11 protein-coding genes are annotated in these 14,384 nt (G+C 61.0%); 3 read left to right on the top strand and 8 right to left on the bottom strand.

The window, feature by feature from the left end; translation table 11 throughout:
• Positions 1-6: 6 nt before the first annotated feature.
• The 6 genes from DIZ22_RS19420 to DIZ22_RS19395 all read right to left on the bottom strand — a co-directional run bounded on the left by DIZ22_RS19420 (position 7) and on the right by DIZ22_RS19395 (position 4,940).
• Positions 7-657 (bottom strand): hypothetical protein, encoded by a 651-nt coding sequence (locus DIZ22_RS19420; protein ID WP_048938930.1) that lies wholly within the window; start codon positions 655-657, stop codon positions 7-9.
• Positions 654-1,271, bottom strand: coding sequence for a TadE family protein (locus tag DIZ22_RS19415; RefSeq protein WP_048938931.1), 618 nt, complete (start codon positions 1,269-1,271; stop codon positions 654-656). The genes DIZ22_RS19420 and DIZ22_RS19415 overlap by 4 nt, the downstream gene beginning before the upstream one ends.
• Positions 1,268-3,247 (bottom strand): Tad domain-containing protein, encoded by a 1,980-nt coding sequence (locus tag DIZ22_RS19410; protein WP_048938932.1) that lies wholly within the window; start codon positions 3,245-3,247, stop codon positions 1,268-1,270. The genes DIZ22_RS19415 and DIZ22_RS19410 overlap by 4 nt, the downstream gene beginning before the upstream one ends.
• A gap of 230 nt (positions 3,248-3,477) precedes the next feature.
• Positions 3,478-3,825, bottom strand: a complete 348-nt coding sequence (locus DIZ22_RS19405; RefSeq protein WP_048938933.1) for a hypothetical protein — start codon at positions 3,823-3,825, stop codon at positions 3,478-3,480.
• 201 nt (positions 3,826-4,026) lie between these two features.
• Complete coding sequence (locus DIZ22_RS21995) at positions 4,027-4,386, bottom strand: hypothetical protein (protein ID WP_048938934.1); 360 nt, start codon at positions 4,384-4,386, stop codon at positions 4,027-4,029.
• Positions 4,383-4,940: a hypothetical protein gene (locus DIZ22_RS19395; protein ID WP_048938935.1), complete on the bottom strand. Its 558-nt coding sequence runs from the start codon at positions 4,938-4,940 to the stop codon at positions 4,383-4,385. The genes DIZ22_RS21995 and DIZ22_RS19395 overlap by 4 nt, the downstream gene beginning before the upstream one ends.
• Before the next feature lie 356 nt (positions 4,941-5,296).
• Here DIZ22_RS19395 and DIZ22_RS19390 point away from each other — a divergent pair, with 356 nt between their 5' ends.
• Genes DIZ22_RS19390 through DIZ22_RS19380 form a run of 3 tightly spaced genes read left to right on the top strand, consistent with a single transcriptional unit; the run spans position 5,297 to position 9,625 of the window.
• Entirely contained in the window at positions 5,297-6,916 is a 1,620-nt protein-coding gene (locus tag DIZ22_RS19390; RefSeq protein ID WP_048938936.1) for a glycoside hydrolase 43 family protein, read from the top strand.
• Positions 6,917-6,938: 22 nt separating this feature from the next.
• Positions 6,939-8,507: an alpha-L-rhamnosidase gene (locus DIZ22_RS19385; RefSeq protein ID WP_048938937.1), complete on the top strand. Its 1,569-nt coding sequence runs from the start codon at positions 6,939-6,941 to the stop codon at positions 8,505-8,507.
• A complete protein-coding gene (locus DIZ22_RS19380) occupies positions 8,504-9,625 on the top strand; it encodes an endo-1,4-beta-xylanase (protein WP_048938938.1) in 1,122 nt (373 codons plus the stop codon). The genes DIZ22_RS19385 and DIZ22_RS19380 overlap by 4 nt, the downstream gene beginning before the upstream one ends.
• Here DIZ22_RS19380 and DIZ22_RS19375 read toward each other — a convergent pair.
• Positions 9,622-11,211 carry a glycoside hydrolase family 28 protein gene (locus DIZ22_RS19375; protein WP_048938971.1) on the bottom strand — a complete coding sequence of 530 codons (1,590 nt, stop codon included), beginning with the start codon at positions 11,209-11,211 and terminating at the stop codon, positions 9,622-9,624. The two genes, DIZ22_RS19380 and DIZ22_RS19375, sit on opposite strands and share 4 nt — an antisense overlap.
• Positions 11,212-11,276: 65 nt before the next feature.
• Positions 11,277-14,375 (bottom strand): TonB-dependent receptor, encoded by a 3,099-nt coding sequence (locus DIZ22_RS19370; protein WP_048938939.1) that lies wholly within the window; start codon positions 14,373-14,375, stop codon positions 11,277-11,279.
• Between the last annotated feature and the right edge of the window lie 9 nt (positions 14,376-14,384).

Genomic DNA, 14,384 nt, shown 5'->3' with positions numbered 1-14,384 from the left:
GCTCCTTCAGCATGTGGACGGCACCATATTTTCGTTGTTGTAGATGCCGTTGGTCCCCCCCCCATAATCCCGCTGGTCGCGGACGGTCATAGCGGCTGTCGCAGTGATTTGACTTAGCGGCACGAACAGGCGCGCAATGAGAGGCTGATAGTCATAGGCGATCTCGACAAACATGAGGGCGCCATCGTCGGGCGCGGTAGCGGTTTGCCCTCCCACCGTTACGCCAGAGAGGTTGCTGTCCCCTGCACGGCCCTGCGACGAGGGCCAGGTCTTTGCCCCACGGCACCGCTGCCATCTTATTCGATAGCGATTGGTAGGATTAGGATTCTCAATTGGCTCAATGCTGCTGAGTATGACGCGGCCATGGCCAAAGAGATCAAGCCGCCCACTTTGTAGCCCAGCACCGGTTAGCAGGTCATTGATCTGCGCCTCCGTGATCTGCTTGTTGGCCAAAACCGTGCCAGTACCCATGCGCGCGGCATTGTCCGCGACATGAAGCGCCAATTGACTGATGCGCATCTTGGTCGTCACGAAGTTGGTCAGTTCGGCTCCCGACAGCGCTATCGTCGACATCAACGGCAGAGCCAGACCGAATTCCACGGCTGCCACTGCCCGACTATTTTCTAGCAGCTTGATGACCAGCGACAGTAGCTTCATGGGCAGTGCCCGACTGTTGGCGAGCCATAGCTGCCCTGCTCACCAAATGGCTGATTTCCCAGGACCGTCCGCGCTTCGACGGTTGCCATCTCGGACATGCCTATGAGCCGCGCCATGGGGAACAGGCGTGAATACGTGATTTGGACAGTATATACGACATTGTCCTTGGCGCCGCCTTGTCCATTGTCACCGCCATCGCGGTCCCATATCGTATTGTGATTATTGTCCTGAAACGGTTCATCATCATCGCAGCGACCATTGTTGTTGATGTCCTGGAAGGGCTCTGCAGTGGCTTGGGCCGCTTTTGTGAAATCTCGGAAATATCGCCGCGAGAAAGTAACCGATGAGTTCGCGGCCAAATGCTCGACGCGTTCGCGTACCGTTGCATCAAGTTGAGACTGCCGTGCTTCCGACTTGCCACTTTCCAGCGTCGCGTCTCTAGCACTTTTCTGCACTGCGCCTTGCAGAACAGACTGCATGTAGAGGCTGTGTCCGAGGTCCAAAAAGCCTAGGAGCGTGGTAACAAAGACCGTCGATACCAAGCCAAACTCGACAATTGTGGCGCCGGATTGATCCGCCAGGATCCTGCATCTTGAAGTTTGTTGCCGACTCATTTTGTCAGTCGCAGCTGTGAGATTTCATCGGCGATCTGCTGAAAATTTGAGATCAGCGTGGCGCTATTGGCTGCCACATAATAGCGATTGGGCGAAGCACAGGACTGCAGCAGCGCCTGGGCGTTCGTGCTGACGCCATTACCAAATGAGACCACCCACAAGGTGATGTTCTTGGACTTGATTGCGGAACACAGAGCCTTCGTGCGCTCATTCACGACAGCTGTCAGGAGAGATGCGCCTGGCCCAGCATTGCTGCGGGTCTGGCGCCTGTCCCACCAAGCAATGCCATGAGCCGTATAGCCTTGGTTGCTCGTGACCGTGTCGCCGTCGGTCATGAAAACCAGATGCCGTTCGATTTCGCCCCCCGTGGGCGTGAAGGCATTCTCCGGTCCGAAGATTCCTGTGGGCGACATAAGTCGCGCGCCCCACAGCAAACCTATGTCATGATAGGTGTTGCCGTTGGGGTAGAGGGTATTTACATAAGACTCAAAGCTGCTCGCCGATGGATAGCTCTTGAGTTTGGAGGCAGCTGTCGGGCACGCATATGTATAGTTGCGACTGAGATCTGAGCTGGTCTTGACCTTCGAAACGGTCCAGTTGCCGTTGCTGTCGTAGCGCCCCCAGACCAGATCGGGCAGAAGTGGCCTCCATTTTGTGGCATCGGATCCATCAGGTATCATGTCGATGTTCATGTCGAACGCATTCGATGGGATTGGTGCGAATTCGCCTGCCGGGCTATCGTCGGTGTTCTGATAGGTCTGGCGCTCTTCGACGCAGCCATCCCAAGCCACGGTAGCTGCCTGCCCATAGGGGCCGACCGGAGCAACAATGCTGGCCTTCCAACCGTCCGCCCCAGCCTTCAGCCCCGAAACATCGAAGCTGAGTTGACCATATTCATATTCCTTGAAGCCGGTCGTATCGGTCCGCTGATAGTTCCGCTTCAAATAGCCGCTGATATAACGCCGTTGTATCTGGCATTTTCCGCCCACCATCACACCCTGATAATTGTAGTAGCGACCATCCTGGTTGGTTGACCAACTCACCACCCGGTTGGCACCGCTACCAGTCGTACTCTGGGCATAGGGAGCACTCTCGGGCCCCGTCATTTCGATTGAATTGGCAGGGATCCGGCCGTTGCAACTCGTGCCACCAGCCGTGCCGTGATTTTCCCACGCGCTCCAATTCATGCTGTAGGGGACTTGTTCTGTGGACGTGACCTCCGCCGTGCCCTCCTTGAATCCGTCAACGTCGGTATTGCCTGTCGTCTTAGCCTTGCGTGATTGGTAGAGTGCGGTGTCGACCATCCAGTCGTTGCGTAGCAATCGCCCGACATTTACATTCGAAGAATATGGGACGAAGCCGAAGCGTAACTGTACGTCATTGTTGCGATAGCCAGTCGGGTTGCTGCCGCACTGGGCGGATGTGTCAATTTTTGCGAGAGCCTCATAGAAGCATTTTACAGCCTGCTTAAGGCCATTGATCTTCGTATCACCATCGCCAGGATTGACCGAAGCCATCGAACCCGTGGTATCGAGGACGAACATGACATCGGTGTTGGGGATGCGCATTTCGGCGTCGCAATTGACCGAAATCGTCTTGGTCCCGTAACCGAAAATAACCATGACCGTCATGGGAATGATGACGGACGCCGAACCGGATACTTTCCCCTGACTTTCAGAAAAACGCTTGTTCAGCTCGCTTGAGCCGTAAGAGCCGGGCACATAATTAATGTTGAAAATGCCCTCAGCGGTGGTCCGGGCTTTTTCATTATTTGCCGCCCATGCTCCGCCTGCCATCTGTTTGCGACCAGCGAGCGCGCCTGCGTCGCAAGCATGCTGCAGGCGGGTCTTCACCAGATAGATTCTCGCCATATCGACGCCGCCACCGATAAAGCCCAGAAGTGGCAGAAATCCGGCTGCAACCATGACAAGCACATTGCCAGCTTCATTTTCGCGCAAGCGCCCCAGAAAACCCATGACCCATCCCTTCAGAGTGTGTGGTCATGGCGTATCGAGGTTTATAGCAAGTTAAGTAATCTCGACATTACCGTAACATAGATCAATAAATGCCAATTTTGCGTAATTTTCTCGCGTAAATTTTGCCATATTAGATGGCATTTGGTGTGTATCTGAGGAGCCGAATTCTGGCTCTGCGCGTATCATAAGAGGCGCCGCCGCCGAAAACTTTGGCCTGATCTCTCAGCCCGTCACGGAATCAGTCTATCAACGCCTAGTCGCTTGAACAGGGCGAAAAGCGCATCGGCGGTGGGTTGGTATCCGGCGAAACCAAGCCGCCGGCCTTGTTCCTCTGCGACGACCTCGGCCGGCTGCCCCAGATCAGCATCGGTATGCCAAGGTGATGCAAGCCGGATGAGATCCGGCTCCGCTAGTCCCTCGCGGATCGCGATCTCCCGCCACAGCGCAGCGTCGCCCGCCATCTGCGGCTCTAGGGGTCGAACCGTGCCATCGAACGGTACAACCTCGATGCCGAAGCGCAGACGGGCCAGCTCGTGACACGCCGCCCACGTGCTCTTGAACTGACGCCCGCAGGCCATGCGATTCTCGCCTAGCGGACGGACCGCACTTGGGCATCGGAAATTGGCAGCTGAAAGTCTTCAAAGGGTCGACAACGGAGGAAGGGCCCCATGCGGATCAGGCCGGAAGTACAAGCGCTGCTGCGTCGACTCAGCGATTACCGTCAAGGCCAGGTTCCGTCGAGGCTTACGTTGTTACGTCGAATGCCGGGGTTTGGGGCGCTACCCCGCCAAAGTCATTCCGCCGCCGCCCCGGCCCTTAGAAACCTCGGGCGGACTGAACTCGACCCGCACATTTAGACCATCACGGCCACGAAACTCGTAGACGCGGCTCTCTAGGATCTCTTGATCGTCGAACGATAAAGGCGCGCTTAATGATCGCCACTCATCCTTGACGACGCCAAGCAGCCAGTTCTTGGCCTCGAGCGTGAGCTGTCCGTTTCGCCAGAGGGTCACCCCCGGGTCGGGGCTGTGACAGGATGCAGTAATCTCTCCGCCCTTGATACGGATGACGGCGGACTGACCGTCCTCACATACGAGCTTTCCACCGGGTGGCTTCGGGAAATTCTTTTCGACGGTCACGGCGCCCTCCTGATTTCGATCGTCGTCTCGTGCTCAATCACATGATAGTCCGGAAACGGAACCTGCCCGACGACGAGTCCCCCAAGCGCGCCGGCAGCAATCAGGCTGCTGCGTGCCTCAAGTTCTTGCTTGCGCACCAACCGCGCTAATTCTTCAGGCGAGAAGTCCGGGAAGGATACCACTTTCTTTTCATGGGCCAACACGGTCCGCATGGCCATCTCGAACGTCTGTCCGTCGGCAATCCAGATACCGAAATGGTCCTCCAAGATCGGCGGGTCGTCTTGCTTCACGAATAGCCAAATGCCGAGCCCGATCAGAACTACGCCCAACAAGGGGGCGGCGATGGCTAGCGCAGTCGCTATTGCTTCTGGCGGCCGAGGAAATGCCACATCCGTAAACAGCGTCGCCAAGGCCAGCACGAGCGGTGGACCCGCTGCGAGAGTCGTGCCGCTGCGAACTAACAGTGATGCGAAACGAAGCTTGGGATTCCCGCGGAGAAGCTTCCAAAACGCTTCGAACAATCGATAGCCGGTCGGCAAAGGCGGGTCAGTCATCGGATTGCACCAATTCAGTAGAGCTTGCCCGACCATAAGCCAGTGTACCCCGTGTCGTAAGCGCAAACACTAAGTCGATTGGAATTAAACAAGCGGCAGGTTTCGGTCAGTCTCGGCATCTAGAATGGGAAAGCTGCCGGTCCGCACCTGGGAGCGTGAAATTGGATGCTGAGCGACTGATATGGGTCGAAACTGGCAGCATATCTAGATCGAACAAATGGTCGTTGTGAAAACGCACCTAGACAATGGTAGCGCTATCTAAAATTTGTTGCATTACAGCACTCTTCCACGCACAATCAGTCGATCAACGAGCAAAGCGCGCCTTTATAAAGCTTTGCCGATAGGAGGGATATGTGATGCCGCTTCAAAGCGGAATGCTGACAAGCCTGTTGTGTGCTGCCTCTCTGATCTGCGGGTCTGGCGCCGCGGCGAAGACGATTTCGTCCGCATCGACTTACGCCAACCCCATTCTCTACGCCGATTATTCCGACCCCGACGTCATCCGCGTCGGACAAGATTATTATATGGTGGCGTCGAGCTTTCATTTCTCGCCCGGCATCCCGATCCTCCATTCCCGCGACCTGGTCCACTGGTCGATCCTTCGCCATGTCTTGCCGCGCCTGCCGTTCGCGCCCGAATATGACATGCCCGGCCCCCACAGCCTGACCGACGCGATTTCCAAGCCGATCGGCGGCACCCGCTATGCCGGCGGCGTCTGGGCGCCTTCGATCCGCCATCATGCCGGCCTGTTCTACGTCTATTGGGCGACGCCGGACGAGGGCATCTTCATGGCCACCGCCAGCAAGGCGGAAGGCCCCTGGAGCGCGCCGGTCAAGGTGATCGACCAGCCGATGCTGGAAGACCCCTGCCCCTTCTGGGACGATGATGGCCAGGCCTGGCTGGTCCATTCCCGCCATGGCGCCGGGCCATTGATCCTCCATCGTATGAGCGCGGACGGCAAGAGCGTGCTCGATGGGGGAACGGTGATCGTCGAGGACAAGCAGAAGCTGCCGATCCTCGAAGGCCCCAAATTCTACAAACGCAACGGCTATTATTATATCTTCGCGCCCTATGGCGGCGTGGAGAAGGGCGCGCAGGTCGCCCTGCGCGCGCGCGATATTCGTGGCCCCTATGAAGCGAAAACCGTGCTGGCGCAGGGCAGCAGCGCGCTGCAGGGGCCGCATCAGGGCGGCTGGGTCGAAACGCCGTCGGGCCAGGGCTGGTTCATCCACTTCAACAGCAGCGGCGCCTTTGGCCGCATCACCTATCTGGAACCGCTCAAATGGGTCGATGACTGGCCGGTGATCGGCGACCTGCGCCCTGGCAGTGATGTCGGCCAGCCGGTCGAGCACCATGCCATGCCGGACACGGGATCGCCCGCACGCACGGATCGGCTCCAGGACACGGACGCATTCGGCAGCGCGCAACTGGGGCCACAATGGGAATGGAACCATAACCCGGACGACCGTGCCTGGAGCCTCACGGCACGCCCCGGTTTCCTCCGTCTCCACGCCCTGCCCGCCGACCATCTGGTAACCGCCCGCAACACGCTGACCCAGATATTGCAGGGGCCGAGCAGCCGGATCACGACCCGGATCGAGATCGGCCGGATGACCGATGGCCAGCGGGCGGGGCTTACTCTGTTCGGCGTGAAGCCTAGCTGGATCGGCATCGTCCGGCAGAGTGGAAGGATGCACCTGACCCTGGCGTCGGCCGGGGAGGAAACCACCGGCCCTGCCCTCACCGGCTCCTCCGTCGAATTGCGGGCGGAGGTCGGCGCAGACCAGACGGTCCGCTACAGTTACAGTCTCGACGGCCGCGCCTTCCTGCCGTTCGGCGATGCCATTGGCCTTGCCCGTTTCTCCTGGTGGAAAGGCTCACGGCCGGGCCTGTTCACCTTCAACCGCAGCGGCGCGGATGGATCGATCGACGTGGACTGGGTCCGGGTCGATCATCCCGCGCCGGTCGCGCCTTAAAGCCAGCTCTCAGGGGATATAAATGGATCGACGTTCCTTCCTGCTCACCGCCGCGAGCGGCCTTGCCAGCGCTGGCGCAAGTCGAATGGCCTATGCCGAACCGGCTGCCGATGCGCCGCGCTTCAACACCGCCAACCGGCTTTGGCAGGCGGCCTATGACAAGGCGCTGGCGGTATTGGCCGCCAATGTTCAGGTCATGCCCTATGTCAGCAAGCCGGTGCTGATCGAAGGCGCCGTCTATCAGGGCATCTGGCAGGAATGCGGGCCGCACGAGGCGTTGGTCTATCGCAAATTCCGGCCGGACGTGGCCCGTAACAGCCATATGACCTTTTTCGAATTGCAGCGGGCGGACGGCCAGTTGCCCGCCAACAACAAGATCGTCGAAACCGGCTTTGGCCAGATCCAGATGGTGGTGCCGATCGCTGCCACCGCCTGGGAACTGGCGCGAGCGACCGGCGACAGCGCGCTGCTGGAGGCCAGCTACCGCGCCTGTACGGCCTGGGATGGCTGGCTGATGCGCTATCGCAATACGCGCGGCACCGGACTGGTCGAAGGATTTTGCACCTATGATACCGGCCATGACAACAGCCCGCGCTGGGCCGGCATGCCCAACCAGTGTCCGAACAAGGACGCCCGCACCCATCACCCCATCGCTACCCTGCCCCGCCTGTGCCCGGACCTGTCCGCAACCGTTTATGGCGGGCGCAGGGCCTTGGTCGAAATGGCATCGGCTCTTGGCAAGACCAGCGAGGCCGACCGCTGGGCCGCGCAGGCCGATCATATTCGCGGCCTGATCCTCTCCAAACTCTATGTGCCGGAAGATGCGGCCTTCTACGATCTCGACGCGAAGGGCGATTTCGTGCGCGTTCGTTCCGATATTCTTTCGCGCGTCTGCGGCGAACATGTGCCCGATCAGGCGCTGTTCGACACGCTCTGGACCCGGCAACTGCATAATCCGGCCGCCTTCTGGGCGCCCTATCCGCTGACGTCGGTGGCGATGGATGACCCTGCCTTTGTCGGATCGATACCGGCCAATAGCTGGGGCGGCGCCACCCAGGCGCTGACGGCGCTGCGCGCAGGCCGCTGGTTCGACCATTATGGCCGCACCGCCGAGTTCAGCCAGATGATGACACCCTGGTGCGCAGCGCTGATCCGCGACATGACCTTCCGCCAGCAGATGGACCCGCGCACCGGTGCCTTCACCCATGCCGAGGCCGCCGGCTATTCCCCCGCCGCGCTGGTGATGGTCGATTATAGCTGGCGGCTCGTCGGCGTCTGCGAGGAAGCTGATGACCTGCACTGGAATGTCCGCCCTGGCCATGAGGCTGCGCAGGCCACCCATCTGTCGATGCCGACCGATGCGGGACGCAGCGCCACCATGGTCTATCTCGCCGGGGGCGCCGACCTCAGCCTTGCGGGCGCACCAATCGGCCGGATCGAGGGTGGGGCCGCGCGCCTCGTCACCGACAAGCAGGGCAAGCCACGCCATCTGATCGGTATCGAGCCGCAGGCCCAGACGGTCCGCCTGCGCCTGACGGGACAGCCCGTCCGCCAACTGACCCTGCACGCCAATGAACGGGTGACGCTGTGAACCGGGTGATCGACCGCCGCAGCCTGATCGCGGGCGCCGCGACCCTGGCCCTGCCGGTTCCTGCCTGGGCAAGATCAGTAAACTCCCTCGCCACGCTGGGCTCCGCCAAGGGCATCCGCTTCGGCAGCACGGTCGGCAAGGATAATTTCGCCGATCCCCGCTATCGCGCGCTCAATGCCGCACAATGCGCACTGGTCGTGCCGGAAAATGAAATGAAATGGTCGATCACGCGTCCCGATCCGCAGCACTTCGACTTTCGCGCGGCCGACCGGATCGTGGATTGGGCAGGAGCCAACGGCCTTGGCGTGCGCGGTCACACCTTGTTGTGGCACAGCGAGCGATGGGTGCCGCAATGGGTGGCGGAGCATGATTATGGGCCCAATCCCAGGGCGGAGGCGGAACGGCTGCTGACCGATCATGTCGCCACGGTCGCCGGCCGCTATGCCGACCGGATCGACAGTTTCGATGTCGTCAACGAAGCGATCGATTCCGAAACCGGGGCGCTGCGCGACACCGCTTTGTCCCGGCATATCGGGGCGTTCGAGACAATCGACATCGCCTTTCGCACCGCGCGCGCGGCAGCGCCAAAGGCCCAGTTGGTCTATAATGACTATATGGGCTGGCGCGCCGACGAGGGCGTGCATCGGGATGCGGTGCTGCGCCTGCTGGAACAGATGCGCAAGCGTGGCACGCCCATCGATGCCCTTGGCATACAGAGTCACCTCGGCAGCAAGTTCAGCGATACGCCGACAGGGCTGGGATCATTGGATGAACCCGCCTTCCGCCGCTTCCTGGATCAGGTCACCGGCATGGGCCTTGACCTGCTGGTCACGGAAATGGACGTGCATGACAATCCGCTACCCGGCGCCATCGGTCCGCGCGACGCGCAGGTCGCCGCCCATGCCAAGGCCTATCTCGACCTGATGCTATCCTATCCCCAAACGAAGACGGTGATGTGCTGGGGCCTGTCCGACCGCTATAGCTGGCTCAGCGGCATGCGGCTGCGGCCTGACGGCATGGCCAAGCGGCCCTGCCCCTTCGATGCCGATTTTCGCCCCAAACCCTTTCGCGATGCGATCGCGGCGGCCTTCGCCGCCGCACCAGACCGCAGGGGCTAAAAGTCACCGGACAGCGGGCCGTCGCTCCGGCGGTCCGCGATCCAGCGCGCCCCACTGCTGCGAAAGCCGGTGACCCGGTCAAGCGACCAGGTCGTGCCGCGTGGCGCGCGCAGGCCGACAAAGTCGGCGTCCTGCACATCCTCCAGCCGGAAGGCTGCACGCGGATCGGGCGCGGCCACCGCCACCTCGACATTGCTGAAGCGGATATTGCGCGCGTGGCGGACGAAGAAACCGGTGGCGGGCAGATCGCCAAACATCGTCGCCTCGGGATAAGCCAGTTCGGCCTCGGGCGGACGCACCTTGGCCATCGCCGTCGGCGCACCACCGACATGCTGGAAATGACAGTCGGCAATGGAGACATCCTCGATCGGATGATCGACCAGCCCCGCAATCACCGATGGCAGCATATTGGCGCCCGAACTCACCACATTCTGGATCAGGATGCGCTTCATCGTGCCGATCGGTACGCCCGCAGGCCCGCGCATCCGCTTGCCCAGCCGCAGGAACAGCGGCGCGTCGATAATGCCCCGCATGGTGATATTGCTGACCGTCACATCCTCGACCACTGCGCCATCGACCGTCTCGAACGCCAGCCCCCGGCTATCCTCGAAGATGCAGTTGCTGATGGTGATGTTGCGGAAGCCACCATTGGATTCGGTGCCGAACTTGATGCGTCCGTGGATCTTGGGCGCAAAGGACGGCGGCATCTTGCGCCAGCTACCATCCAGCACCGACCCGACTTCATAATTGCCGGTGACGAAACAGTCGGAAATAGTGAGATTTTCGGTGATGCGAGGATGGCCCAGCGCATAGCTGCTCTTGGGGCAGATGCCGTCGTCCCAGGGCGAATTGACGGTGCAATTGCTGATCCGCACATTGCGGCAGCAGTCAATGTCGAAGCCGTCGCGATTGGTGTCCACCAGCACATTGTCGATGGTAAGATTATCGACCCCGGTGGCGAGCAGTGCGAACCAGCCGCCCTCCAATATCCTGATGTCGCGCAACAGGACGTTGCGGCAATTTTTGAGCGCGATCGCCTTGTTGCCGGTGCCGGGACCGGTCGGATCCTTGAGCCAATTATCCTTGCCGTCGCCCCGGCCCAGCCCCTTGCCCCAGATCAGCCCCGGACCAAGGATGGCGATGTCGTTCAGCCCCTCGCCCCAGATCAGGCTGTTGCGCCAATGGCTATGCCCGAAATCTTGATAAGCACCCCACTCCCCGATCGGTTCGGCATGGTCATAGCCATGCGCGCCGGTTGGCGCGGCGGCCAGCAGGACAGCGCCATCCGCCAGGAACAGCGTGACCCGGCTCTTCATCCGGATCGTGTAGCTGGCATAGGAACCGGCCGGGAAATAGACGGTGCCGCCGCCCAGCCCGGCGACATGATCGATCGCCTTGTTGATCGCGCCGCTATCGATCGCCGTGCCGTCGCCCTTGGCGCCGAACCGGCGGACATCGACGATCCCGCCAACGGCCCCGGCAGCCGATCCCAGGCTCGCACCGGAGGCCGCAAAAGCCGGTTGCGCGATCCCGGCCATGCCTGCCCATGCACCGCCTTGCAGGAAGCTTCGCCGGTCAAAACCCATCATCCATCCCCTTGTCATGATGAAGGCGGGAACAGCCTAGCTGCCCCCGCCCTCCTGTCTCGTCCTCAGAATTTCAGCGATGCGCCGATGAAGAACTCGGTCCCCAGCACGTCATAGGTCGCCGAGAAGGTGTTGGCATTCGGCCCCTGGGTGGTGACCGGTGGCTTGTTGTTGAACATGTTGTTCGCACCGCCGAAAATCTCCATCCCCTCGCGCAGCTTGTAGTTGAACGACAGGTCGAAATAATTCTGATCGTTCAGCACCGGGTAGGCGAAGCTGTCGAGGCTGGGCGCGTTCGCCGCCCCCTGACGATGCGGCACGACATAGCGGTCGGTCGTGACCTTGCCGATATAGCGATGACGCAGGCTGAGGCTCAGATCCTCGACATTCCAGGTGATGCGCGACGTCGCCCGCCAGCGCGGCAGCGGCTGGCCGCAGGTCGGGCCATAGGCTCCGGCACATTCATTCTTGATGTCGGGCAACGCCGCGACCGGCGTGGACGTGAATTCGTCCAGATAGGTCAGGTTGCTGCTGATATCGAACGAGCTGGTGCTGCCCAGCCCTGGGAAGCCGAAACCGACGTCGAAGGAATAGCGCATCGCAAAGTCGATGCCCGAGGTCTTGAGCTTGCCGGTATTGGCGTTGCGGATCTGCGCCACATAGGGATCGTTGATCTCACCCGTATTGGGATTGCGCACGATCGCCCGGCAGAACTCGCTATTGGCGTCCTGAATGACGGTATAGCAGAGATTGAGCGTGTTCTGCAGGCCACCGCCCAGCGACGAGATCGCGCCGTCCAGCGAGATGTTGAAATAATCGACGCTGAAATAGAGCTTGGGCGCGAAGCTGGGCGTGAACACGGCGCCGACGGTGAACGTGTCGGACTTTTCCGCACCCAGATTGACGTTGCCGCCAAAGTCCGCCGGCATGATGTTGTTGGGCTGGACCGCATCGGTGAAGACCGCGCCGGCTGGAACGCCCGTCGCGATGCAGACCGCGCGGACGGCATCGGTCCGCTGCGCCGCCGAAGCGCGCGAGGAGCAAGGATCGGTCGCGACACCGACGACACGGGTCACACCGCCGTAAAGGTCGTTCACATTGGGTGCGCGAATCGCCCGCTGATACTGTCCACGGAAGGCAAGATCGCGGTTCACCCGCCAGTCGAGCCCGCCCAGATAGGTCCACTGGCCGCCAATGCCGGACAGGCTATAGTCGGAATAGCGGAAGCCGCCATTGGCAACCAGGCTCTCCATGAACGGTGTGTCGTGGATCAACGGCACGCGCAATTCGCCGAAAATCTCGTTGACCGAAACGTCGCCCTTGGTCGGCAGGCCGGGATTGAAACCGGCGACGTCGCCCGAGGCCAGGAAGGAGTCCGGCGTGAAGGTTGCGCTGGTCTTGCGCCACTCATAGCCGCTGGAGAAACCCACCGGACCGGCAGGCAGCTGGAACAGGGTGCCGGTGACGCTCGCCTGTGCGACCTGCTGGGTGGCGATGGTCGAGTTGGTGGCGTTGATGCGGATCGCGCTGGCGCAGGCTTCGGAGATATTCTGGCCAAAGATGTTGCAGACCGGTGCCGCGCCATTGACCGACAACAAGGCCGCCTGCAGCCGGCTACGCGAAATCGCGTTCTGCAGCAGCAACGTGTCTTCACTGCGGGCATAGGTGTAATAGGCGTCGAACTTGAGATCGGTCAGGACATTGTCCGACACGCTGCCCAGATTGCCTTTGAAGCCCCAGGCGCCACGGAAGACATTACGCCGTTCGCTGGCCAATCGCGGCCCCACTTCCCGATAGCGGCGTCCCGCGGTCAGAACCGCCAGCCCGTCCCCTGCGGTCGTCGTCCGCGTCGCGGTACCGCTGGTGACGGTGGTCGTCCCGGTTTCGGCCAGATCAAGCTGGCGGAGCACTTCCTGCAACTGCGGCGTCAGATAGGGATTATTGACATCGAACAAGGTGGGCGACCCGACATTGGTCGGCGCCAGTCGGGCATTCACCACATTGCTGCTATAGTGAAGCTCCATATAGCCGGTGATGTCATCGGTGAAATCATAATGGCCAAAGCTGTTGATCATCCAGCGCTTCTGCGGCTGGATCAGATAATTGTCGGGGCCCAGATTAAAATCATCCTGCGGCGTGATCTGTGGCCGGGCAACCGTGCCTTCATCGTTGAAGGTGAAGCCGCGCGACGTCATCGCCGACAGGCCGGCATTGGCATAGGCGGCATTGAGCGCCGCGTTGGAGCCGCCCGCCGCCGGAATACCGGAAAAGCGTCCATTGGGAATGTCACCGCTGCCACCGGCAACGAAGCCAAGCTCACCGCCACCCGCGACGCAGCCCAGGCCAGAGGCCGGCGTGAAGGGCGTGCCGGCCCGGTCATGGCCGCCGCTGCCCGGCACGATGCATCCGTCGTTGAGCGAGTCATAGGCAAAGCTGCCGCGCTGCCCGCGCGTGATCGAGTTGCGCTTGAGATAATTGCCCGACACGACCAGATTGCCACGACCGTCGGCAAAATTACCGCCCATCGTCAGGTCGACGGTATAGACGGGCGTCCCGGTGGGACGATCCATATTGAGCTGGGCGCGCGCTTCCACGCCTTCGAAATCGTCGCGCATGATGAAGTTGACGACGCCGGTGATGGCATCGGACCCGTAGACGGCCGACGAACCACCCGTCACGATTTCCGTGCGCGCAATCAGGCTCGACGGAATCGTGTTGAGATCGGTAACCTGCTCCGGACCATAAATGGCATAGCGCCGCCCATTGACCAGCACCAGGTTGCGGGTCGAACCAAAGCCGCGCAGGTTGACGTCGGCAAAGCCGCCGGGAACAGTATTCGAGGTCGCGCTACCCAATTGTGAACCGACCACCTGCGGCAGCTGCGCCAGCGTCTTTTCGACGTTCACATTGCCCGAGAGCTTGATGTCCTCGGAGCCGACCACGCTGACCGGGGTCGAGGCGTCGAAGCCATTGCGCGCGATGCGCGATCCGGTGACGACGATGTCTGCGGTTGCGCTATCCGAGCCGCCCTGCGCCTGCTCGGCAGCAGTGACAGCTGGCGTTTCGGTGGAAGTTTGGGCCTGTGCCAGCGCTGGCACGACCGGACAAAAAATAAGCGCGGCTCCCGTCAGGAAATGCACGCGCAACGATTGCATCTGCTTCATTCGATCCTC

This window comes from Sphingobium sp. LF-16 (genome assembly GCF_003711185.1).
Classification (GTDB): domain Bacteria; phylum Pseudomonadota; class Alphaproteobacteria; order Sphingomonadales; family Sphingomonadaceae; genus Sphingobium; species Sphingobium yanoikuyae_A.
The sequence above is the reverse complement of the archived record's forward strand: the minus strand, read 5'-3'. Positions and strand labels throughout refer to the sequence as shown.

Coding starts and splice junctions, on each gene's coding strand:
- DIZ22_RS19420 (WP_048938930.1), bottom strand. CDS start 657: ATGAAGCTACTGTCGCTGGTCATCAAGCTGCTAGAAAATAGTCGGGCA.
- DIZ22_RS19415 (WP_048938931.1), bottom strand. CDS start 1,271: ATGAGTCGGCAACAAACTTCAAGATGCAGGATCCTGGCGGATCAATCC.
- DIZ22_RS19410 (WP_048938932.1), bottom strand. CDS start 3,247: ATGGGTTTTCTGGGGCGCTTGCGCGAAAATGAAGCTGGCAATGTGCTT.
- DIZ22_RS19405 (WP_048938933.1), bottom strand. CDS start 3,825: ATGGCCTGCGGGCGTCAGTTCAAGAGCACGTGGGCGGCGTGTCACGAG.
- DIZ22_RS19395 (WP_048938935.1), bottom strand. CDS start 4,940: ATGACTGACCCGCCTTTGCCGACCGGCTATCGATTGTTCGAAGCGTTT.
- DIZ22_RS19390 (WP_048938936.1), top strand. CDS start 5,297: ATGCCGCTTCAAAGCGGAATGCTGACAAGCCTGTTGTGTGCTGCCTCT.
- DIZ22_RS19385 (WP_048938937.1), top strand. CDS start 6,939: ATGGATCGACGTTCCTTCCTGCTCACCGCCGCGAGCGGCCTTGCCAGC.
- DIZ22_RS19375 (WP_048938971.1), bottom strand. CDS start 11,211: ATGGGTTTTGACCGGCGAAGCTTCCTGCAAGGCGGTGCATGGGCAGGC.
- DIZ22_RS19370 (WP_048938939.1), bottom strand. CDS start 14,375: ATGAAGCAGATGCAATCGTTGCGCGTGCATTTCCTGACGGGAGCCGCG.